At 63.6% G+C, this 21,643-nt stretch carries 22 protein-coding genes; 11 read left to right on the plus strand and 11 right to left on the minus strand.

The features are described from left to right. Position 1: 1 nt before the first annotated feature. Entirely contained in the window at positions 2 to 643 is a 642-nt protein-coding gene (gene plsY, locus VDP79_RS06435; RefSeq protein ID WP_323017590.1) for a glycerol-3-phosphate 1-O-acyltransferase PlsY, read from the minus strand. Positions 644 to 783: 140 nt separating this feature from the next. On the opposite strand from plsY, the gene surE reads away from it, so the two are divergent. From surE to rlmD, 5 genes are read left to right on the plus strand one after another with little or no spacing between them, the layout of a single operon-like run. Then, positions 784 to 1,530: a 5'/3'-nucleotidase SurE gene (gene surE, locus VDP79_RS06440; RefSeq protein WP_323017387.1), complete on the plus strand. Its 747-nt coding sequence runs from the start codon at positions 784 to 786 to the stop codon at positions 1,528 to 1,530. Continuing rightward, on the plus strand, positions 1,527 to 2,342 hold the full coding sequence (locus tag VDP79_RS06445; protein WP_323017388.1) for a protein-L-isoaspartate(D-aspartate) O-methyltransferase: 816 nt from the start codon (positions 1,527 to 1,529) through the stop codon (positions 2,340 to 2,342). The genes surE and VDP79_RS06445 overlap by 4 nt, the downstream gene beginning before the upstream one ends. Before the next feature lie 13 nt (positions 2,343 to 2,355). Beyond that, complete coding sequence (locus VDP79_RS06450; protein ID WP_323017389.1) at positions 2,356 to 3,177, plus strand: peptidoglycan DD-metalloendopeptidase family protein; 822 nt, start codon at positions 2,356 to 2,358, stop codon at positions 3,175 to 3,177. Beyond that, complete coding sequence (locus VDP79_RS06455) at positions 3,174 to 3,953, plus strand: 3'-5' exonuclease (RefSeq protein WP_323017390.1); 780 nt, start codon at positions 3,174 to 3,176, stop codon at positions 3,951 to 3,953. Before VDP79_RS06450 ends, VDP79_RS06455 begins: the two co-directional genes overlap by 4 nt. Beyond that, positions 3,946 to 5,268, plus strand: coding sequence for a 23S rRNA (uracil(1939)-C(5))-methyltransferase RlmD (rlmD, locus tag VDP79_RS06460; protein ID WP_416233057.1), 1,323 nt, complete (start codon positions 3,946 to 3,948; stop codon positions 5,266 to 5,268). Before VDP79_RS06455 ends, rlmD begins: the two co-directional genes overlap by 8 nt. 52 nt (positions 5,269 to 5,320) lie before the next feature. Here the strand turns inward: rlmD and argH are convergent, their stop codons facing one another. Then, positions 5,321 to 6,733 (minus strand): argininosuccinate lyase, encoded by a 1,413-nt coding sequence (gene argH / locus VDP79_RS06465; protein ID WP_323017391.1) that lies wholly within the window; start codon positions 6,731 to 6,733, stop codon positions 5,321 to 5,323. Positions 6,734 to 6,816: 83 nt separating this feature from the next. Between argH and VDP79_RS06470 the strand changes: the two genes are divergently transcribed. Continuing rightward, complete coding sequence (locus VDP79_RS06470) at positions 6,817 to 7,155, plus strand: P-II family nitrogen regulator (RefSeq protein WP_323017592.1); 339 nt, start codon at positions 6,817 to 6,819, stop codon at positions 7,153 to 7,155. Here the strand turns inward: VDP79_RS06470 and VDP79_RS06475 are convergent. Beyond that, positions 7,112 to 7,702, minus strand: coding sequence for a chorismate--pyruvate lyase family protein (locus VDP79_RS06475; RefSeq protein WP_323017392.1), 591 nt, complete (start codon positions 7,700 to 7,702; stop codon positions 7,112 to 7,114). The genes VDP79_RS06470 and VDP79_RS06475 overlap by 44 nt on opposite strands. Before the next feature lie 44 nt (positions 7,703 to 7,746). Between VDP79_RS06475 and VDP79_RS06480 the strand changes: the two genes are divergently transcribed. Next, positions 7,747 to 8,478: a pseudouridine synthase gene (locus VDP79_RS06480; protein WP_323017393.1), complete on the plus strand. Its 732-nt coding sequence runs from the start codon at positions 7,747 to 7,749 to the stop codon at positions 8,476 to 8,478. Here the strand turns inward: VDP79_RS06480 and VDP79_RS06485 are convergent. Then, positions 8,451 to 9,437, minus strand: coding sequence for a 23S rRNA (adenine(2030)-N(6))-methyltransferase RlmJ (locus VDP79_RS06485; RefSeq protein ID WP_323017394.1), 987 nt, complete (start codon positions 9,435 to 9,437; stop codon positions 8,451 to 8,453). The genes VDP79_RS06480 and VDP79_RS06485 overlap by 28 nt on opposite strands. A gap of 8 nt (positions 9,438 to 9,445) precedes the next feature. Beyond that, on the minus strand, positions 9,446 to 10,213 hold the full coding sequence (gene ugpQ, locus VDP79_RS06490; RefSeq protein ID WP_323017395.1) for a glycerophosphodiester phosphodiesterase: 768 nt from the start codon (positions 10,211 to 10,213) through the stop codon (positions 9,446 to 9,448). Positions 10,214 to 10,486: 273 nt separating this feature from the next. Here ugpQ and VDP79_RS06495 point away from each other — a divergent pair, with 273 nt between their 5' ends. After that, positions 10,487 to 12,442, plus strand: a complete 1,956-nt coding sequence (locus tag VDP79_RS06495) for a SurA N-terminal domain-containing protein (protein ID WP_323017396.1) — start codon at positions 10,487 to 10,489, stop codon at positions 12,440 to 12,442. 116 nt (positions 12,443 to 12,558) lie between these two features. Here VDP79_RS06495 and VDP79_RS06500 read toward each other — a convergent pair whose 3' ends face one another. From VDP79_RS06500 to xth, 5 genes are read right to left on the minus strand one after another with little or no spacing between them, the layout of a single operon-like run. Next, positions 12,559 to 14,823, minus strand: a complete 2,265-nt coding sequence (locus VDP79_RS06500; protein ID WP_323017397.1) for a bifunctional (p)ppGpp synthetase/guanosine-3',5'-bis(diphosphate) 3'-pyrophosphohydrolase — start codon at positions 14,821 to 14,823, stop codon at positions 12,559 to 12,561. A 16-nt stretch (positions 14,824 to 14,839) separates the two neighbouring features. Continuing rightward, entirely contained in the window at positions 14,840 to 15,043 is a 204-nt protein-coding gene (gene rpoZ, locus VDP79_RS06505) for a DNA-directed RNA polymerase subunit omega (RefSeq protein ID WP_323017398.1), read from the minus strand. Positions 15,044 to 15,054: 11 nt separating this feature from the next. Continuing rightward, entirely contained in the window at positions 15,055 to 15,714 is a 660-nt protein-coding gene (gene gmk, locus VDP79_RS06510) for a guanylate kinase (RefSeq protein WP_323017399.1), read from the minus strand. After that, positions 15,711 to 16,058, minus strand: a complete 348-nt coding sequence (locus VDP79_RS06515; protein ID WP_323017400.1) for a hypothetical protein — start codon at positions 16,056 to 16,058, stop codon at positions 15,711 to 15,713. Before VDP79_RS06515 ends, gmk begins: the two co-directional genes overlap by 4 nt. Before the next feature lie 34 nt (positions 16,059 to 16,092). Further along, the gene (xth, locus tag VDP79_RS06520) at positions 16,093 to 16,887 is read right to left on the minus strand and encodes an exodeoxyribonuclease III (protein WP_323017401.1); all 795 of its coding nucleotides are present in this window, start codon (positions 16,885 to 16,887) and stop codon (positions 16,093 to 16,095) included. Between the two features lie 535 nt (positions 16,888 to 17,422). Between xth and VDP79_RS06525 the strand changes: the two genes are divergently transcribed. After that, positions 17,423 to 17,617, plus strand: coding sequence for a hypothetical protein (locus VDP79_RS06525; RefSeq protein ID WP_323017402.1), 195 nt, complete (start codon positions 17,423 to 17,425; stop codon positions 17,615 to 17,617). Between the two features lie 26 nt (positions 17,618 to 17,643). Here the strand turns inward: VDP79_RS06525 and VDP79_RS06530 are convergent, their stop codons facing one another. Beyond that, complete coding sequence (locus tag VDP79_RS06530) at positions 17,644 to 18,258, minus strand: ABC transporter ATP-binding protein (protein ID WP_323017403.1); 615 nt, start codon at positions 18,256 to 18,258, stop codon at positions 17,644 to 17,646. A 144-nt stretch (positions 18,259 to 18,402) separates the two neighbouring features. On the opposite strand from VDP79_RS06530, the gene asnB reads away from it, so the two are divergent. Beyond that, entirely contained in the window at positions 18,403 to 20,379 is a 1,977-nt protein-coding gene (gene asnB / locus VDP79_RS06535; RefSeq protein ID WP_323017404.1) for an asparagine synthase (glutamine-hydrolyzing), read from the plus strand. Beyond that, a complete protein-coding gene (locus VDP79_RS06540) occupies positions 20,366 to 21,628 on the plus strand; it encodes an MFS transporter (RefSeq protein WP_323017405.1) in 1,263 nt (420 codons plus the stop codon). Before asnB ends, VDP79_RS06540 begins: the two co-directional genes overlap by 14 nt. Positions 21,629 to 21,643: the final 15 nt, after the last annotated feature.

The following is a 21,643-nucleotide window of genomic DNA, read 5'->3' on the forward strand; positions in this document are numbered from 1 at the left end:
TCTATTTCTTTTTGGCGCCGATGCGGCTTTCTTTGCCGGCCAGCAGGCGGGCGATGTTTTCGCGATGGCGCGACAGCAGCAGCACACTGATGGCGACGATGGTCGAAGCCACCAGCGTATCGATGCGCCAGGCGACATTGCCGCCCAGGATGTAGTAAAACGGCGCGAAGATCGCGGCAATGATGGCCGACAGCGAGGAATACCGGGTCACGGCGGCCACGATCACCCAGGTCAGTGCGGTCGCCAGCGCCAGCCAGGGCTGCAGGGCCAGCAGTACGCCCAGCGCCGTCGCCACGCCTTTGCCGCCGCGAAAGCGCAGGAACAGCGGGTATAGGTGCCCCAGAAAGGCGCCCAGGCCGGCCAGCGGCAGCGCGGCGTCGGGCAGCCAGCCCCGGCTGATGGCCCAGGCCGCCAGGACGACGGCCAGCCAGCCTTTGGCAGCGTCTCCCAGGAGCGTCAGCAAGGCGGCCGGTTTATTGCCCCCGCGCAGCACATTGGTGGCCCCGGGGTTGCCAGAACCGAAGCTGCGCGGATCGCGCAGGCCCATGACCCGGCTGACCACAACGGCGAAAGAGACGGATCCCATCAGGTACCCTGCTGCCAGGGCCAGGATGGCGCCGCCTGTAAACAATAACTCGGACATGGACATGGGGCGGCGATGCGGTCGTCGCGAAAGATTGGAATGGGGGCCATTCTAAAGCGCTCAAGCCGCCGCGTCACCCAGACAGGGGATATCCCCGAGTACAATTCGCACCATCCGGTTTCAGACAGGAAGAACAGGCAATGCGCATTCTGGTCACCAATGACGATGGCTACAACGCGGCGGGCATCGAGGCCCTGGTGGCGGCGCTGCGTCCGCTGGGGGATATCACGGTCGTGGCGCCCGAGACCAATTGCAGCGGCGCGTCGAACTCTCTGACGCTGCGTCGGCCCCTGTCGGTGCGCCAGGCGCCCAACGGTTTTCACTTCATCAACGGGACGCCCTCGGATTGCGTGCATATCGCCATGACCGGGCTGCTGGATTTTCGCCCCGATCTGCTGGTGTCAGGCATCAACAATGGCGCCAATATGGGCGAGGACACGCTCTATTCCGGGACGGTGGCAGCGGCCTCCGAAGGGTATCTCTTCGGAGTGCCCGCCATGGCCTTTTCCCTGGTGGAACGCGACTGGCGGCATCTGGATACCGCCTCTCAGGTGGCTCGGGAACTCGTGACGCGTTTTCGTGACCATCCCTGGCAGGAATCCATGCTGCTCAATGTGAACATCCCGGCGGTACCCTACCGGCAGCTGACGGGTTTCCGGGCTACGCGCCTGGGGCGGCGGCATCCCTCCGAACCCGTCATCCGCAGCACGACGCCCTATGGGGAAACCGTTTATTGGATCGGACCGGTCGGTCTGGCCCTGGATGGCGGGCCAGAGACGGATTTCGGCGCGATCAAGGACCATGCCGTCTCCCTGACGCCGCTGCGCCTGGATCTGACCGACCATGCCCAGACCCAGGCGACGGCGCGTTGGATGGCCGGTCAATGAACAAGCCGCGCCATCCGCTGGACCGGGCCGTGCGGATCAGCCGCAGCCCGGTACGCAGCTCGACGCTGGGGCCGGGCTATTCTGTGGCCAACAGCAATACGCGCATTCTGGGGCCGCACGCGCCGCACGCTCTCGGTCCTGTGCAGCCGCCTGCCGCCTCGGCCAATCTGGGCTTGAATTCCGACCGCCTGCGCACGCAGATGGTGCGGCGCCTGCGCGAACAGGGCATTACGGACGATCGGGTGCTAGCTGCGATGCAGACGGTGGCGCGCCACGATTTCGTCGATCAGGGATTGGCCAGCCGCGCCTACGAAGATGCCGCCCTGCCGATCGGCTATGGGCAGACAATTTCGCAGCCCTGGGTGGTGGCGTACATGTTGGCCGTCATGAGCGAGGGCCGTACGCCTCAGCGCGTGCTGGAAATCGGTGCAGGCTGCGGCTATCAGGCAGCCGTGATGGCGCAGTTCATCCCCGAGGTCTATGCTGTGGAACGCATCCGCGGGCTCTATGATCAGGCGCGGCTGAATCTGTCTCGCGGCCGTTCGCGGGGGCGCGTGCGCCTGTCGTTTGGCGATGGCATGCAGGGCCTGGAACACCGGGCGCCGTTCGACGGCATTGTCGTGGCGGCTGCGGGCGTTAAAATCCCTGAAGTCCTGCTGCATCAGCTGGCCATTGGGGCGCGTTTGATCGCCCCCGAAGGTGCTGCGCATCAAAGGCTTATTCTCTTCGAGCGCACCGGCACTGCTTCCTGGCACCGGGTGGAACTCGAAGACGTCCGATTTGTACCGCTGCGTCCTGGCACGCAGCCTTAAGTAGGAGAACCACATGCTCGATGGGACGCTGGTGACAGATGCTCCGTTCACCCAACCGCCACGCACCGGGCGTTTATTGCTACTGGCCGCCGTGCTGTCGGCCGTGGCGCTGGCTGGCTGCGCATCGCGTTCGCAGCGGGCTCCGGTCGCCGATCATTCCAATGCCTCATCCGCCTCGGGGACGCAGGCTGCCGCGCGCGGCACCTATGTCGTGAGGCCGGGCGATACGCTCTACAAGATCGCCCAGGCTCATGGCATGGAAGTCTCGCGCCTGTCACAACTGAACAATATCTCGAACCCGACGCAACTGGCCATCGGCCAGGTGCTGCGTCTGGACTCGGGTACGGCGCAGCCGTCGGGCGCGTCCACGACGGTGGCGACGCCGGTGCAGACCCAGCCCGTCGAAACGACGCCCGCAGCGGCCCCGGCGGCAGCAGCGGATACCTCGGCCGCCCGCGCCAGCGACGCCAGCCTGGTGTCCTGGAGTTGGCCTGCCAACGGCAAGATCATCCAGGGCTTCAGCAACACCACCAAAGGCATCGATATCGATGGCGCCATCGGCGCGCCGGTGACGGCGGCCAGCGATGGCAAGGTCATGTATGCGGGCAATGGGGTCCGGGGGCTGGGCAATCTGATTCTGTTGGGACACAGCAATGGCTTCATCACGGCCTATGCGCATAATCAGACCTTGCTGGTGAAAACCGGCGAGACTGTGAAAAAAGGCGCGAAAATCGCCACGATCGGTCAGTCCGATACCACTTCTCCGCGTCTGCACTTTGAAATTCGCCGTCGCGGCACGCCGGTCAATCCCTTGTCCTATCTGCCTGCCCGATGACGCCCATCCTGGTATTCGACCTGGAAACGATTCCTGACGCCGCCGGATTGCGGCGGCTGAATCCGCAATGGGCCGATCTGCCCGATGCCGAACTGATCGAATCGGCATTGGCTGCACGACGAGAAACGCATGGCAACGATTTTCTGCCTTTGCACCTGCAGCAGGTGGCGGTCGTCGGCTGCGCCTTTCGCGACGATCAGGGTTTTCGAGTGCGTACGCTGGGCCAGGCTGATGATCCCGAAGAAGCCCTGATTGCCGGATTTTTCAAGACCATCGGTCATTACACGCCGACGCTGGTCAGCTGGAACGGGTCGGGATTTGACCTGCCGGTGCTGCACTACCGCAGCCTGATCCATGGGGTGGCCGCACCGCGCTATTGGGATACGGGCGAGGACGACCGCGATTTCCGCTTCAATAACTACCTGAACCGATATCACACGCGTCATGTCGATCTGATGGACGTGCTGGCGAAATTCAATGGCCGCGCCAATGCGCCCCTGGACCAGTTGGCCAAGCTATGCGGCTTTCCCGGCAAGCTGGACATGGATGGCGGCCAGGTCTGGCAGGCCTGGCATGCCGGCGATCGGGATCATGTGCGCAATTATTGCGAGACCGATGTAGTCAATACCTGGCTGGTCTATTGCCGGTACCGCCTGATCAAGGGCGAACTGGACGCCACGGCCTACGCCGCCGAACTTCAATTGGTGCACGATACCCTGTCGGCCATCGATGCACCGCACTGGAAAGAATTCCTCTCTGCCTGGCAATATGTCTGAACCCATTCTGTACCCCCTGGATATCGAGTCGCTGGATCTGGAGGGGCAGGGGATCGCCCATCACGAAGGCAAAGTCGTCTTTGTGGCGGGCGCCTTGCCTGGCGAGCGTGTGCTGGCCCGGGTGACGCGCCGCAAGCCGTCCTTTGATAAAGCGCGCCTGGAGCAGGTCCTGCAGCCTTCTGCGCAACGGACCACACCCCTCTGTCCTCATTTCGGCGTCTGCGGGGGGTGCGCCATGCAGCATCTGGAACCCGCTGCCCAGCTGGCGACCAAACAGCGGGCGCTGGAAGACGCGCTGATCCATATCGGCAGGCTCTCTCCCAGACAGATCCTGCCGGCTTTGCAAGGGCCTTCCTGGGGATATCGCCATCGGGCGCGCCTGTCGGTGCGCCTGGTGCATAAAAAGGGCGGCGTGCTGGTGGGATTCCGTGAGCGCGGCCGCAGTTATGTGGCCGATATCCATGAATGCCGGGTGCTGCCGCCGCATGTATCCGCCTTGCTGATGCCCTTGCGTACGCTGATCGCCAGCCTGTCGCACCCGGACAGAATCCCGCAGATCGAGGTGGCCGTCGGTGACCAGGCGACCGTATTGTGCTTGCGTCACATGGAACCTCTGAATGAGGCCGATCTGGATCACCTGCGCCGTTTCGGCGCCGACCATCACGTGATCTGGTGGCTGCAGCCTAAAGGCCCGGATACCGCCCATCCGCTGGACCCTGCCCAGACGGATGATCTGGCCTATGCCTTGCCGGCCTATGGTCTGCGCATGCACTACCGGCCGATGGATTTCACTCAGGTCAATCCCTATATCAATCAGGCGCTGGTGGCTCGGGCGCTGATGCTGCTGGACGTGCAGCCCACAGACCGGGTCGCGGATCTGTTTTGCGGGTTGGGTAATTTCAGCCTGCCTCTGGCGACGCAGGCCCGCGAGGTCGTCGGCGTCGAGGGCAGCGCCACCCTGGTTGCCCGCGCCCGCCAGGATGCCGCCCGTCAAGGCTTGGGCGAACGCACTGCCTTTACGGAATTGAATCTATTCGAAGTCGATGCGGATTGGTTGCGCGGGCTGGGGCATTTCGACCGTATGCTGATCGACCCGCCGCGCGAAGGCGCCTTGGCGGTGGCGCAGGCATTGGCGGCGCTCGCTCCGCAGGAGCGCCCTCGGCGCGTCGTGTATGTGTCCTGTAATCCAGCAACGCTGGCGCGTGATGCCAGCACGCTGCATCACGAGGGCGGGTGGACGCTGAAGGCGGCGGGTGCGGTCAATATGTTCCCGCACACCGCTCACGTGGAATCGATCGCGGTCTTCGAGCCCTGATGCGGGGGGATGCGACCAGGGCGCCTGTGATCCGGCGGCCCTGGGCTGCTTTTTAGCGGCCTGCGTCCAGAATCCGCTGCGCTTCGATGCGCACCCGTTCGGGCGCCGTGCCGCCGATGTGTTTGCGGGCGGCCACAGAACCTTCCAGAGTCAGGACCTGAAAGACGTCATCCTGGATGTCGGCATGAAAGCCGCGCAATTCGTCCAGTGACAGATCCGCCAGATCGCAGCCGCGTTGCTCGCAGGAGCGCACGGCCAGCGCCACGGTTTCGTGCGCGTCGCGAAACGGAATGCCGCGTTTGACCAGGTAGTCGGCCAGATCGGTTGCGGTGGCATAGCCCTGCAGGGCAGCGGCCCGCATGGCGTCGGGCTTGACGCGTACGCCGCCCATCATGTCGGCAAAAATCGTCAGCGTGTCGCGAATGGTGTCGGCTGTATCGAACAAGCCTTCTTTGTCTTCCTGGTTGTCCTTGTTGTAGGCCAGGGGTTGGCCCTTCATCAGGGTCAGCAGCGCCACCAGATGGCCGTGTACCCGGCCGGTCTTGCCGCGCGCCAGTTCGGGGACGTCCGGGTTCTTTTTCTGCGGCATGATGGAACTGCCCGTGCAGAAACGATCGGCCAGGTCGATGAAGCCCACCCGTGGACTCATCCACAGGACCAGCTCTTCGGACAGGCGCGAGATGTGCGTCATGATCAAAGCGGCGGCAGCGCAGAATTCGATGGCGAAATCCCGATCGGACACGGCATCCAGAGAGTTGCGGCAGACTTCGTCGAACCCCAGGGTCTTGGCGACCCGTTCGCGGTCGATGGGATAGCTGGTGCCGGCCAGGGCGGCGGCGCCCAGCGGCAGGCGATTGGTGCGGCGGCGGCAGTCGGCCAGACGCTCGGCGTCGCGACCGAACATTTCGGCATAGGCCAGCAGGTGGTGGCCGAAGGTGACCGGCTGAGCGACCTGCAGGTGCGTAAAGCCCGGCAGAATGGTGTCGGCGTGTGTCAGAGCCAGCGTGGCCAGGCGGACGCGCAGCTGGCCCAGCAGATCGATGGCCAGATCGATTTCGTGGCGCAGCCACAGGCGGATGTCGGTGGCGACCTGATCGTTGCGCGAGCGCCCGGTGTGCAGGCGCTTGCCCGCGTCGCCGATCAATTCGACCAGGCGCTTTTCGATATTCAGGTGGACGTCTTCGAGGTCCAGGGACCAATGGAATTGGTCGGCTTGGATTTCCTGCAGGATCTGCGCCATGCCGCGCTGGATGTCGGCCAGATCGGCTGCGCCGATGACGCCGACGGCGGCCAGCATATCGGCGTGCGCCAGGGAACCCTGGATGTCGAAGGCGGCCATGCGCTGGTCAAAACCTACCGATGCGGTATAGCGCTTGACCAGGTCGGAGACCGGTTCCGAAAAGCGGGCCGACCAGGCTTGGGACTTGTTGTCGAACTGATTGTGGGGGGGCTGGGTATTGGACATAGTGCGGAAATTATAAGGGAGGCGTGACCTGCGCTATATTAAAAGCTTTTCAGCGGAAGCCGGAGATCATGGCGCAACCCGACATGAAGCAGATTACAGCCATCGTCAAGCCCTTCAAACTGGACGAAGTGCGCGAAGCCCTGTCCGAACTGGGCGTCAATGGCCTGACCGTGACCGAGGTCAAGGGGTTTGGCCGCCAGAAGGGCCACACCGAACTGTATCGGGGGGCGGAATATGTGGTCGATTTTCTGCCTAAGATCCGGATCGACGTCGTCGTGGCGGCCGATCAGACGGATGGCATCATCGAAGCCATCATTCGGGCCGCTCGCACCGGCAAGATCGGTGACGGAAAAATCTTTGTCTCGCCGGTCGAGCAGGCTATTCGCATCCGCACAGGGGAAACCGGCGTCGAGGCGCTGTAGCGCCTGATCGCCCGGCCAGCCGCCAGAACGCCGGCAGGAAATATTCCGCCACCAGCAGCGGCGCGCCTTGCAGGGTAAAGACCGAATGCCGGGCCTCGATGGCCGCATCGACCTGGGGTACGACCCAGGGCTGATCGGCCTGGCGAGTGTGCAATCGTCCGAACCGAAAGGCGCTGCGCGCGATACGGGCATCCTGGTACAGGATATCCGCCAGCGGTCGGCTGCCCAGGCCGCGCATGGCCTTCCAGGATCCCAGGCTGGCGGACCATGACGTGAAGCTGCAGGCTTGTACGCTGGGGACGCCATCGATCGTCATCAGGATTTCACGCCACCAGACCGCTGCACCTGCCTGCAATCCGGCTTCGTCCGCCCAAGCGCGGGGCAGGGCCAGCACCGCTTCGCGGCGCACGAACAGGCGCAACTCGCCCAAGGTGCGTAAACCTGCCGTCAACGCGCCGGGCTGGCGCAGCCAAGCCCGCTGCCGGCGATCCAGGCACGGAGCCGGTTCTGGGCGCCAATAGCGCGGGTAGGCAGTTTGGGGAGTCATCGGGGCGACACGATAGCATGTCGGACGCTACAATGCGCTCCATCATGGAACCCGTACGAATTTCAAAATTAATGGCCCAGCGTGGTCTGTGCTCCCGCCGCGAGGCCGACGCCTACATCGAGCGCGGCTGGGTGCGAGTCGATGGCCGGATCGTCAGCGAACTGGGCACCAAGGCTTTGCCCAACGCCCGCATATCGCTGGAACGCCAGGCGGCCCGACGCCAGACCGACAAGGTCACGATCATCCTGAACAAGCCTGTGGGCTATGTATCGCACCAGGCCGACCACGGCTACCGCCTGGCGGCTTCGCTGGTTCGCGCCGACACCCAGTTTCATGCGGATCGTGCGCGGCGGTCCTTTGACCCGGCCAACGTGCGCGGCCTGGCGCCGGCCGGACGCCTGGATATCGATTCCCAGGGCTTGCTGGTGCTGACGCAGGATGGGCGTATCGCGCGCCAGTTGATCGGCGATGATTCGGGTATTGAAAAGGAATATCTGGTGCGGGTCGATGGCCGCCTGTCGAGCAGCGGCCTGGCCCTGCTGAACCACGGCTTGACGCTGGATGGTCAGGCGCTGCGCCCGGCCAAGGTCCGCTGGCAGAATGAAGACCAGCTGCAGTTCATTCTGCACGAAGGGCGCAAGCGGCAGATCCGCCGCATGTGCGAACAGGTCGGACTGAAGGTCGTGGGCTTGAAGCGGATGCGCATGGGGCATGTCGTGCTGGGCGACCTGCCCATGGGCCAGTGGCGTTACTTGCGCGAAGGCGAACGCTTCTGATGGGGGCTGCGTCCTGCCGCGGGTCGCGCAGGGCGATCATTGCGGGGACGTGACCCGTCTGTAGCTGGGGCTTGCGCGCCAGCGGCGCCTGCCTGGCCCTGACCGGCTTTGGCGCTGCGCGTCAGGTTGAATCGCGCCTGATCATCCTGCGCCAGGACCGTCTGCAGCCAAGGCAGGGCGGCACGCAATTCGGTTTCCAGTGTCCAGGGCGGATTGACGATGAACATGCCGCTGCCGTGCAGCCCCAGTCCGTCGGACGACGGTTTGCAGACCGTCAGGCTGGCATTCAGCCAGTCCACCGGCATACGTTCCAGTGCACGCACCATTTCGTGCGCTTGCACGCGCTGCACCAGCGGATACCAGATGACGAAGCACCCCTGTGCGAAACGCTGCAGCCCGTCGCGCAGCGCCTGCTGTACGGATCGGTAATCCTGCTTGTTTTCGTACGAGGGGTCAATCAGGACCAGACCGCGTCTGGGCGGCGGCGGCAGGAGGCGTTTCATGCCGGCAAAGCCGTCTTCGAAGGCGACGGCCACCTGGCGGCGTGAGGCGCGCATCTGCTGACGCAGGGTGTCTTCCAACACCTGGCCTTCGGTGGGGTGCAGTTCGAACAGACGCAAGCGATCATCGGGACGCATGGCGTGCAGCGCCAGACAGGGCGAGCCCGGGTACAGGTTCGCTACTCCGTCCGGGTTGAAATCCTGAATGGCTCGCACGTAGCGCTCGATCAGCGCCGGCGGCTGGGCGGCGCCCAGCACGCGGTCCAGGCCTTCGGTGACTTCGCCGCTCTGGCCGGCCCAATCGCCATCCAGCGCATACAGACCGGCGCCCGCATGCGTGTCGATCACCCAGTACGGGGTGTCTTTGTGGTTCAGGTAATCCAGAATCTGCACCAGGATGGCGTGCTTCAGGACATCGGCATGGTTGCCGGCGTGAAAGGCGTGACGGTAGCTGAACATGAGCGGGTCTAGTGAGCCTGGCCCCGGGCATCGGGTCCCAGCAGGTCGAGAGCATCGGTAAAGATGGCGTGGCAGCCCCAGGACAGCAGTTCATGAGCGCGGTCGAGATCGTTGACTGTCCAGACCGCCAAGGTAGCGCCCTGGTCCAGGATATCGCGCACGAGAGCCTGGTCTGCGTGTCGGGTGTCGATGTTCAGGCCGATACAGCCCAGGCCGGTCTGGCGGGCGCGCCAGTCCGCTGGCACCGGGCCTTCGATCAGCAGGGCGCGGGGCAGGTCCGGCGCGGCGCTGCGGGCGGCTTCCAGCGCGGTTTCGGAAAAGGAAGACAGCAGCGGCGGTAATGCGGCGCCTGCCCATAGCTGGGCGGCTGCCCGGGCCACTGCGATGCCCGTGCCGTGATCGTCGCCGGTGGTCGGCTTGATCTCGATGTTGCTGTGCATGCCGCGCGCCTGCGTGTAGCGGGCGATGGATAATAAGGTCGGAGCGGGTTCACCGGCAAAATCCGGCCCGTGCCAGGCGCCGAAATCGAATTGCGCCAGGGCGCTCCAATTCAGTTCACCGGCTACGCCCTGGCCGTCCGAGGTGCGGTCGATGCGGTCATCATGCAGCAGGAAGGGGACGCCATCCCGGCTGAGCTTGACGTCGTATTCGGCCATCCGAAAGCCATGGGCCACACCGGTGCGCATGGCGGCCAGCGTGTTTTCGGGAGCCAGCCGTCCGCCGCCCCGATGAGCGATGAAGGCGGGCCAGGGCCAGACTGGGTGCGGGCTTGTCATGATGATGGAAAGGGCAAAATGAAGGGAACCCCTCTATTTTAGCGGTTTGCAGAGGCGGGCAGCAGGAAAGCCGCCGCCTGGCGGGCCTTGCGCCATGCGCCGGTGCGGTCTTGCAGGGTCGATGCGCTTCACGCAGCCCAGGCATCACAGTGGTAAACTGCGTGACATTTCAGGCCGTCTCTTTCATCAGTCGGCTGGGGCGACGATGTTCGCCTTTTTTGTTTCGGATGGTGTCGGCCCTGTCGTTCGCCATTTTTTGCGGGACCTTCGCTCATGTTCGATTTCATACGCACGCACCAGCGACTGATGCAGTTGATCCTCCTGATTCTGGTGGTGCCGTCGTTCGTTTTTCTTGGTATCAGCGGGTATTCCGTGGTGACCGCCGATCCGGCCGTGGCTGAAATCGGCAAGCTGTCCGTGACCAAAGAAGAATTCATCCAGGCGCAGCGCAATCAACTGCAGCAAATGCAGGAAAGCAGCCAGGGACGTTTTGATCCGGCCTTGCTGGACAATCCTCAGGCCCGTCAGGCCCTGCTCGACCAACTGATCGATCGCAAGATCCAGATCGCTGTGGCGACGCAGGAGCGTTTCAGCATTTCGGACAACACTCTGCGCCGCGCGATCGCCGCAATGCCGCAGGTACAGGTGGACGGCCAATTTTCCGCTGACCGTTACCACGAGGTCCTGGCGTCCATCGGCCTGAGCCCCCGCGATTTCGAAGCCAATCAACGAGCCGAGTTGGCGCTGGATACGGTGCTGGGTCCGGTGCGTGATACGGCGGCCTTGCCGCCGCCAGTGCTTGATGGCTTGAAGCGGGCGCTGACCGAAGAACGCACGGTTCGCCTGCGCGTGTTCCAGGCCAAGGACTATGCCAAGGATGTGAGCATCACGCCTCAGGACATCAAGGTCTGGTACGACGCGCATCAGGATGGTCTGCGCCTGCCCGAGCAGGTGTCCGCTGATTATCTGGTGCTGGACGAAGCCGCTGCAGTGGCCAGCGTCTCCGATGTCAGCGAAGCCCAGCTGAAGGACTACTACGAACAGAACAAGACCCGCTATGTGGTGCCGGCACGGATCAGTATCAGCCATATCCTGGTCAAGCTGCCCGCAGGCGCCTCGGACGAAGCCGCCAAGGCGGCCTTGACTGCGGCCCAGGACATCAGCCGCCGCGCGCGCGCCGAACCGGCTCAGTTCGCCGAACTGGCCCGCAAGGAATCCCAGGATGCCGGCACGGCGCGTGATGGGGGGAAATTGGGCTGGATCCAGCGCGGTACCTTGCCGTTGCCCATGGAACAAGCCGTCTTCGCGCTCAAGCAGGGCGAGATCTCCGATCCCGTGAAAGGCCCGGATGGCTATCACGTCTTTATCGCCAACGAGGTTCAGCCTGAAAAGGGTGAAACCTTCGACGAAGCCCGTGTCAAAGTCGAAGCCGAGGTCCGCCGTCAATTGGCCGCTGATCGCTTCGCCGATATGGCAACCAAGCTGACCAGCCTGGTCTACGACAATCCGTCCAGCCTGGAACCGGCCGCCAAAGAACTGGGCTTGCAGCTGCGCCAAACGCAGGGCATCGCCCGCGACCGCCTGCTGACGGCCGACGAGGCGGGCTCTCAGGCCGCCGCTGCGTCCCAGGATGCCGCCATCCTGGGTGATGTGCGGGTGCGTCAGGCGCTGTTCAGCCGTCAGGTGCTGACCGACAAGCAGAATTCCGGCGTGATCGAGATTTCCCCTGACACCATGGTGGTCGTGCGCGTGAATGCCGTGACGCCGGCCCACGTGCCGGATCTGGGCAAGGTCCAGGCGCATATTCAGGCTCAACTGGAATCGGAACGCGCTCAGGCAGCGGCAGTGGCTGCGGGTGAAAAGGTTCTGGCCCAGCTGAAGGAAAAAGCCTCGGTCGATGGCTTCCAGGATCCCGTCACGATCAGCCGCCTGGATCCGGCAGGCTTGAGCAAATCCGTGATGGATGCCGCCTTTGCGGTGTCTCATGCGTCCTTGCCGGCCTATGGCGGGGTGTCCTTGCCGAACGCCTATGCCATCGTACAGGTCGATCAGATCAAGCCGGGCACGACAGACAAACCCGCGCTCGATGGACTGGGCGTCCAGCTGGCCCGTGTCTGGGGCGGCGTCGAGGAACAATCCCTGCTGATGGATCTGCGTCGGGCCCTGGGAGTGAAGATGACGGACGAAGGCCGCAAGCTGATCAGCCAGGGCGACGGCGGGTCCAACTGACGACCGATATAGGCCACAGCCGCCGTCGGGCGGCTGAGCTGACCGTCCGGTGCGTGTGCGCTGTGCTGGATGGAATGACTGGATAAAAAGAGACCGCTTTGATCAGCGGTCTTTTTTTATCCTTTTGCCCGGACGATCTTCTGTACCTGGGGGACGTGCCGGATGGCGCGGATGACCTGGGCCAGGTGTTTGCGGCTATCCACCTGAACGGTCAGGTGCAGCAGGGCAGTGGCGGCCGCCTCGTCGGGCATGGTCAGTTGGGTGATGTTGGAGTCGGCTTCGGTGATTTCGGCTGCCAGGCGGCCCAGCACGCCGCGTTCGTTCAGGACAGTGATGTCCAGCCGGGTGCTCAGGTGGCGGGCGGTGGTGGCGTCCCAGACCACGGGAATCCAGCGTTCGGGTTCCTTGGACTGTTGACGTTGCGCGACGGGGCAGTCGGCCATGTGCACCACCAGACCGTGGCCCAGGCGGATGCCGCCGACGATGGCGTCGCCCGGCAGCGGGCCGCAGCAAGGCGCCAGCTGTACGGCCTGGCCTTCGTTGCCGTGGATGACGATGGGCGCGCCGCTGACGGCGTTGAATTCGTCCACGGCCATGGCAGTGGTTTCCAGCATGGCGTTTTCGGGCGCGAAGCGCCGCGCCACGACGGCCGCCAGGCGCTTGCCCAGGCCGATGTCCGCCAGGATTTCCGTGCGTGAGGCGCCGCCCGAGCCTTTGGCCAGGCGTTCCCATTGGGGGTCATCGTCTTTGGGGTAGGCAATGCCCAGCTGGTCGAACGCCTGATTCAGCAGACGCCGCCCGAAAGCGACGGATTCCTCGTAGCGTTCGGTGCGCAGGTAGTGGCGGATTTCGGAGCGTGCTCGCCCGGTGCGCACGTAGTTCAGCCACTGGGCGCTGGGCCGCGAGGCGGCGGACGTCATGATTTCTACTGCGTCGCCGCTGTGCAGTTCGGTGCGCAGCGGCGCAAAATCGCCGTTGATCTTGCAGGCGACTGCATGATTGCCGACGTCGGTGTGGATCGCATAGGCGAAATCCACTGGGGATGCCCCGCGCGGCAGTGACAGGATTTTTCCCTGGGGCGTGAAGACATACACCGCGTCGGGGAAAAGATCGACTTTGACGTGTTCCAGGAATTCGCCGGAATCGCCGGTCTGGCTTTGGATGTCCAGCAGGGACTGCAGCCACTGGTGCGTGCGTTTCTGCAGGTCGTTGAGCGACGTGCCCTGTTCTTTGTACAACCAGTGGGACGCCACGCCTTCTTCGGCGACATGATCCATGTCGCGGGTGCGGAACTGGAATTCAACCGGGGTGCCGTAGGGACCGATCAGCGTGGTGTGCAGGGACTGATAGCCATTGATTTTCGGAATGGCGATGTAGTCCTTGAATTTGCCGGGCACCGGCCGGTACAGCTGATGCAGCGTACCCAGCGCCAGATAGCATTCCGGCAGCGTATGGACCACGATGCGAAAGCCATAGATGTCGAGCACGTCGGAGAACGACTTTTTCTGCTCGACCATCTTTTTGTAGATGCTGTACAGGGATTTTTCGCGGCCGCTGACTTCGGCGTCCAGGCCTGCGGCCGGCAGCGCTGCGCGCACGGCTTCGGCAATTTTGGTAATGACTTCGCGGCGGTTGCCGCGGGCCGCCATCATGGCCTTGTACAGAACGTCGTAGCGGTTTGAGTAGATGGCCTTGAAGCAGCGGTCTTGCAGTTCGCGGAACAGGGCATTGAGCCCCAGGCGGTGCGCGATCGGCGTATAGATGTCCAGGGTTTCACGGGCCACCCGGCGACGCTTTTCGGGCACGACGGCGTCCAGCGTGCGCATATTGTGCAGGCGGTCGGCCAGTTTGATCAGGATGACGCGCACGTCGCGCGCCATGGCCAGCAGCATCTTGCGAAAGGATTCCGCCTGTTGTTCGGCCTTGGTGGCGTATTCCAGCCGTTCGAGCTTGGTCAGGCCATCGACGATGTCGGCGACGTCCGCCCCGAATTTTTCGGCCAGTTCCTGTTTGGCGACCCCCTGGTCTTCGATGACGTCGTGCAGCAGCGCCGCCATCAGCGAATCGGCGTCGAGCTTCCAGCCGGCGCAGATTTCCGTGACCGCAATGGGGTGGGAAATGTAGGGTTCGCCGCTTTCGCGGAATTGACCCAGATGGGCGTTGTCGGCGAAGCGGTAGGCTTCTCGGACCCGTTCGATGTCGCGCGGCGTCAGGTAGCCGGCGATGATCTGCTGCAGCCCCGCCAGCGAGGCGATCGGACTGGGCGGCGTAGAAGCCAGCGCGGCAGGGGCGTTATGCGGCTTTCGCCGGCGCAGTCGGGGGCCTTTGCGTAGAACCGCCAGTAAGCCCGAAGAAGCGCCGCGAATGCCGGAAAACGCCATGAGTCCGCCTATGGAATCAGGTCGGGACCTTGCGCAGCATTTCAGTGCCGACCTGGCTCTGAGCGATTTCGCGCAATGCAGTCACGGTGGGTTTGTTGTGGCTCTGGATACGCGATTCGTGGCCCTGGGCCAGTTCACGGGCGCGGTAGGTGGCCGCCAGAGTCAGATCAAAGCGGTTAGGGATCTGTGCAAGGCAGTCTTCGACGGTGATGCGGGCCATAAGTTTCCTGATCAACTAGCGTTGGCGAGAGGTTTGCGTATGCCAAGCTGCATGAACAGATCGGCATGGCGGATGGATTGCGTCGTGTAGCGCAGGCGGGCAGCGGTGACAATTGCCTGCAATTGCTGTGATGCGACGCTAAAGTCTTGATTAATAATAACATATTCGCAGTCTGACGCATGCGCCATTTCACCGCCGGCAGCCAGCAGGCGGCGAGCGATGACCTGGGGCGCGTCCTGGCCGCGCTTGTTCAGCCGGGTCTCCAGCGCCTCGATCGAAGGCGGCAGGATAAAGATGCCGATGGCCTGGGGATAATGCTGGCGCACCTGCCGCGCCCCCTGCCAGTCGATTTCCAGAATGATGTCCGTACCCTGAGCGATTGCCTGGGCGACGCGGTCGCGCGGCGTGCCGTAGAAATGCCCGTGGACTTCCGCCCATTCCAGCATGTCGCCCCGGTCGCGCAGCGCCTGGAAGGTATCCGCCGAGACAAAGCGGTAGTGTTCCTGGTCGCGTTCGCCGGGCCTCGGGTCGCGGGTCGTGCATGACACGGACAGAGCCAGCGTGGCATCCTGGGCCAGCAGCGCATTGACCAGGCTGGATTTTCCAGCCCCGCTGGGGGCGACCACCATGAAGATGTTGCCGGCGTGCGGGGTGTGTGTGTCGGTCGTCATTGCGGCGCCCCTTCGCTTGCCGCATGCGCATCGGGCGCCTGCCCCAGTTCGGCCAGCGCATCGGCATAGGCCTGAGGCCCGGTGCAGAGAAACACGATGGCGTCGCCCGGATTCAGGTTGAACAGCACATCCTGGATCTGTTCGGAAGCATCGTCGCCGTCATGGATGGCCGCCACGTGCACATCGCCGTCGCCCTGAAACTGTTCAGCCGGAACCAGATCCGCCACCTGTTCGACATCCGCCTGGCGCTGCGCCACATAGACGCGGAAAGGCAGGTCTTCCAGGGTGATGTCCAGGACCATTCCTTGGTCCAGGTGAGCGATCAGTCGGCTGTCGAGCGGCATAGATAACGGGCTTGTCAGTAAGTGCTTACTAACATTATAGACGGTCGGCAGGTGTAAATTCAGCCACGACCGGTGCGTGATCCGATGGCTTTTCCCAGCCGCGCGGTGTTTTGTCCACCAGGCAGCCAGTGCAGCGCGCAGTGAGATCCGGCGTGGTCAGGATGTGGTCGATGCGCACCCCGGCATTGCGACGAAACGACATCTGGCGGTAGTCCCACCAGCTGAAGATTTTCGGCGGCTGGTCGAACAGGCGGAAGGTATCCTGCAAGCCCAGGTCCAGCAGCTTTTGAAAGGCGGCGCGTTCAGGATCGGATACCAGGATGCCGCCCGCCCAGGCGGCGGGGTCGTGCACATCGGCATCCGCCGGGGCCACGTTGTAGTCCCCCAGGATCGCCAGGTCCGGGTGGGCGCCGATTTCCTGATCCAGCCAGTGCCGCAGGGCGTTGAACCAGTCCAGTTTATAGGCGTATTTGTCGCTGTCCACGGCCTGGCCGTTGGGGCAGTAGGCGCTGATGACGCGTACAGGCCGTCCCTGAGGGTCGGGCAGGGTGGCGGCGATGATGCGCTGCTGGGGATCGTCGTAGCCTGGGATGTTGCGCTGCACGGCCATTGGTTCGGCCTTGCTGATGATCGCCACGCCGTTGTAGGTCTTTTGCCCCGCCCAGCAGGCCTGATAGCCGATGGCCTGCAGGGCTTCATGGGGGAATTTCTCGTCGGGCAGCTTCAGTTCCTGCAGGCACAGGGCGTCGACAGGATTGGTCTGCAGCCAGTCGATGACATGGCCCAGGCGGACATTCAGGGAATTGACGTTCCAGGTGGCGAGTTTCATGGTGTGTGTGTTTTCTTTTAATGTCAGTGTGTCAGGTTGGCAATAAACCCGATTCTTTGCGTTTGGCTGCCAAGCTGGCCACCGCATTTTGCGGCGGCTGTGATGGGCAGACCCATGTTGCCTTGATGCCACTATGGTATCAGCCAGCCGCTGGATAAATGATGTCCTGCGCAAGCGGCAGGATTATGCTGATTCAGTAGGCTGCGGCGGATGTGCTGTGGCTAATGATTGACCGATGGAGGTCAAAATGGACAAACATGGAAAGTCGCCCAAAAAGGCGCAATCGAGGCATGTGGCAGAACCCCCCAGCGTATCGAAAGACACCGCTCACGACACGCTGACAGCGGCAAAGAAGGGAGGCCCGGCGGTCGATCACAGGCCCGCAATGACTCGAGGCTATACAAGGGGCAGGTAGCAAAAACGGCTCAAGAGCGGTATTGCGGCGGGCCCGGATGCCTATGACGCAGTCCGTTGAGCCGTGGCAGGGTATTTTTGCCGTATGGCATACTCGAGCCATCATTCAACGGAGGCCCGTATGTCAGGACCGCAAGACAAGATCAAAGAAAGCCGTATCAGCAAAAAACACCGGGCGCGCGCCGCTCGGGTCGTCGGGCAGTTTCTGGCGATCCGGGATTGCCTGAAAGAGGCAGAGGCGGACGGCAGCGAAATCGATGATATCGACGAGGTCGCCGCCCAGCTCACCGTCGCGGCATTCAAGCCGGTCAAATAAGCCGGAAAGAGGCCTTGCGCTGGTGTTCAGCGCAAGGCTCCTACAGCGACAGAGCTCGCCCCGCAGGCTTGCACCAGTTCGTGATCGTAGCTGGCAAACAGCACGACGCGGTCCTGCGACCAGATACTGAATTGCTCGGCCAGCGCGGCACGCGCCGGGGTATCCAGCCCGTTGCTGGGGCCGTCTGCGATGATGACGGCAGGTTCGCCCAGGGCGGCGGCTGTCAGGAAAACCTTGCGGCGCGTCCCGGTCGACATTTGTTCAAAGCGCTTGTCCAGATGCGGTTCCAGCCCCAGGCGGCAGGCGAATTCAAGCACCTGCCCGTCGATGCGGGCATTTTTTTCCGATGCGGCCTGCTCCAGCAGCCCGCGCCCCGTCTGTGTCGGGAACATCGAGCAATCGTCGGGTATGTAGGCCAGGCGGGCCTTGGCCTGCTGTGGCGCCTGCGCCAGGGAATGTCCGTCGATCCAGACGTCTCCCGTGTCCGGTGCGATCAGCCCCGCGATGATGCCAATCAGGCTGGATTTTCCGGTGCCGTCTTCTTCGCATAGCGCGGTGCATCCGGGCGGAAACGTATGCGTCAGCCCCTGGAAGACAAGATGATCGCCGTAGCGTTTGCTGAGATTGTCGATGCGTAGCATGTCGGCAGTGTACGCAGGAATCCAGCAGGCTGGCGAATCAGGCTGGATCCATCCAAGCGTCTCGCCACGCCGTAAAATGGGCGTCCGATGACCTGGGCTGGCCGGTCACGAACGTCAGAACAGAAGAATCGAGGGGAATGCCGGATGTGCGGTTTGGTGGGGTTTCTGGGTGGCGTACAAGGCGGCGATCTGGGCAATGCCCGCGCCATCCTGGGACGCATGGCGGATACGATTGTGTCGCGCGGGCCGGATGATGCCGGGGTCTGGGCCGACGAAGCCGGGATCGGCCTGGCCCATCGGCGCCTGTCGATTCTGGATCTGTCGCCCGCCGGCCACCAGCCCATGGCTTGTGCGTCGGGCCGGTACAGGATTGCCTTCAACGGTGAAATCTATAACCACCTGGACTTGCGGCGCGAGCTGGACGCCGCAGGCGGCCAGGTCTGGCGCGGCCATTCCGACACCGAAACCCTGCTGGCCGGTTTCGTCGCCTGGGGCATCCGGGCCACCATCGAGCGTTGTATCGGCATGTTCGCGTTTGCCGTGTGGGATCGCCAGGATCAGGTGCTGACCCTGGGGCGGGACCGTCTGGGTGAAAAACCGTTGTACTACGGCTGGCAAGGGCAGGGGGATGCCGCCTGCTTTCTGTTCGGATCGGAGCTCAAGGCGCTGAAGGCGCATCCCCGTTTCGCGGCGGCCATCGACCGGGATGCCTTATGCCTGTTGATGCGCCATAACTACATTCCCGCCCCGCATTCCATCTATCGTGATCTGTTCAAGCTGGCGCCTGGCTGTCTGCTGACGGTTTCGCAACGCCGCCGCGAGCCGCAGATCGAGACCTACTGGTCGCTGGCGGATACCGCAGTCGCCGGCGTGCGGGCGCCTTTTTCCGGATCTGCCGAGCAGGCGACCGATGCCCTGGAAACGCTGCTGATGTCCGCTGTGGGGCAGCAGATGATGGCGGATGTGCCCTTGGGCGCCTTCCTGTCGGGCGGTATCGATTCCTCCACGGTGGTCGCCCTGATGCAGGCGCAATCCAGCCGTCCGGTGAAAACTTTTTCCATCGGGTTTCATGAGGACGGCTACAACGAAGCCGAGCACGCTCAGGCTGTGGCGCGCCATCTGGGCACCGAGCATACGGAACTGTATGTCACGCCCCAGCAGGCGCTGGACGTCATTCCCCGACTGCCGGAACTGTATAGCGAGCCTTTCGCCGATTCTTCGCAGATTCCCACTTTTCTGGTGTCGCAATTGGCGCGCCAGCAGGTCACGGTATCCCTGTCGGGCGACGCGGGCGATGAACTGTTTGCCGGGTATGGCCGCTATACGCGCAACAACCGGCGTTGGGCGCAGATCGCCCGCGTGCCCTATGGTGTTCGCCGCCCGGCGGCAGCCGCTCTGCGCACCTTATCGCCCGCCGCCTGGCAGGCGGTGCTGGGGCCTTTCAGGCCGCTGATGCCGGCTGCGTTGCGCCATGCCCATCTGGGTGAAAAACTACACCAAGGAGCTGGGATGCTGGCGGCCCGGCGGGTGGACGATTTGTATCTGGAGTCGATTTCCCGCTGGGAACCGGCGGATCTGGTGATCGGCGGACACGAACCCCTGACCTGCCTGCGCGGCCGGCCGCTGGCGCTCGACGGCCTGGATCCGATGCAGCGTCTGATGGCGCTGGATGCGATGACGTATCTGCCGGACGATATTCTGGTCAAGGTCGATCGGGCCGCGATGGGCGTGTCGCTGGAAAGCCGTGTGCCCTTTCTGGATCATCGCGTGGTGGCATTCGCCTGGCAGCTGCCGCAGTCTTTCAAGCTGCGCGATGGCGCCGCCAAATGGATTCTGCGCCAAGTGCTGTATCGGCATGTGCCCAGAGAGCTGATCGAACGGCCCAAGATGGGTTTCGGCGTACCGGTTGATCGTTGGTTGCGCGGTCCGCTGCGCGATTGGGCGGAACACCTGCTGGATGAGTCGCGCCTGCGCCGGGAAGGCTTCTTTCATCCAGCGCCTGTCCGGCGCAAATGGGATGAGCATCTGTCGGGCCGGCGCAACTGGCAGTACCACCTGTGGGGGGTGCTGATGTTTCAGGCCTGGTTGGAACACGAGGGCGGCGCTGATGACCCGTCCTGATCCGGCAGCGGCAGTCGCCGGGATCGAATCCCGGTACGCCTGGGTCCGGCTGGTGATCACGCTGGCGGCCGTCACGGTCGGCAACGTCGGCATGTATGCCGCCAGCATCGTGCTGCCGTCGATCCAGGCAGATTTCGGCGTGGGCCGTTCCGGTGCGTCGCTGCCGTATGCGGCGACGCTGATCGGGTTCGGCCTGGGTGGTGTGCTGATGGGGCGTCTGTCGGACCGCTATGGTGTTTTCCTGCCCCTGGTCGCAGGGGCGATCTGTCTGGGGCTGGGCTTCGGGCTGGCGGGCCGGGCGGACGATATTCTGGGTTTCAATCTGGCGCATGGCTTGTTGATCGGCCTGGGGTCGTCAGCCACGTTTGCGCCGCTGGTGGCGGATGCCTCGCATTGGTTTACCCGGCGTCGAGGGATTGCCGTGGCGATCTGCATGAGCGGCAACTATCTGGCAGGCGCTGTCTGGCCGCCGGTGATGCAGTTTTTTGTGGCGGATATCGGTTGGCGTCAGACCTATCAGAGCATCGGCCTGTTCTGTGTGCTGAGCCTGTTGCCGCTGGCCTTGTGCCTGCGCCGTCGCGCGCCTGCTGCGGATCTGCCGCCAGTGACGGCCGTGCCATCCAGCCGACGCTCGGATGCCTTGACAGGGGATCGCCCGCTGGGGCTGTCTTCGCGGACCTTGATGCTGCTGCTGTGCGTGGCGGGGGTCGCCTGTTGCGTGGCGATGGCGATGCCGCAGGTGCAGATCGTGGCCTATTGCAGCGATCTGGGTTATGGCGCTGCCAATGGGGCGAATATGCTGTCGCTGATGCTGACCATGGGCATCATCAGCCGCCTGGCCTCGGGGTGGCTGTCTGATCGGATCGGCGGCTTGCGGACCTTGCTGCTGGGGTCGCTATTGCAGGGCCTGGCGCTATGGCTGTATGTGTTCAACCACGGCCTGCTGTCGCTATATGTGGTGTCGGCCTTGTTCGGCTTGTTTCAGGGCGGCATCGTGCCGGCCTACGCTGTGATCGTACGGGAATATTTTCCCCGCGAGGGCAGCGGCGGGCGCGTGGCGACGGTCCTGATGGCGACGCTGTTGGGCATGGCGCTGGGCGGCTGGATGTCCGGCGCGATCTACGATCTGTCGCTGTCGTATCAGGCGGCCTTTCTGAACGGCATTGCCTGGAATGCGCTGAATGCCGGGATCGTGGTTTTCCTGCTGCTGCGTGTCCGGCCGCGCAAGATGCGGCCGGCGCTGGCCTGACCCGCGCCGGTCTTT

Origin of the sequence: Castellaniella sp. (genome assembly GCF_034675905.1) — a bacterium.
Lineage (GTDB): Bacteria > Pseudomonadota > Gammaproteobacteria > Burkholderiales > Burkholderiaceae_B > Castellaniella.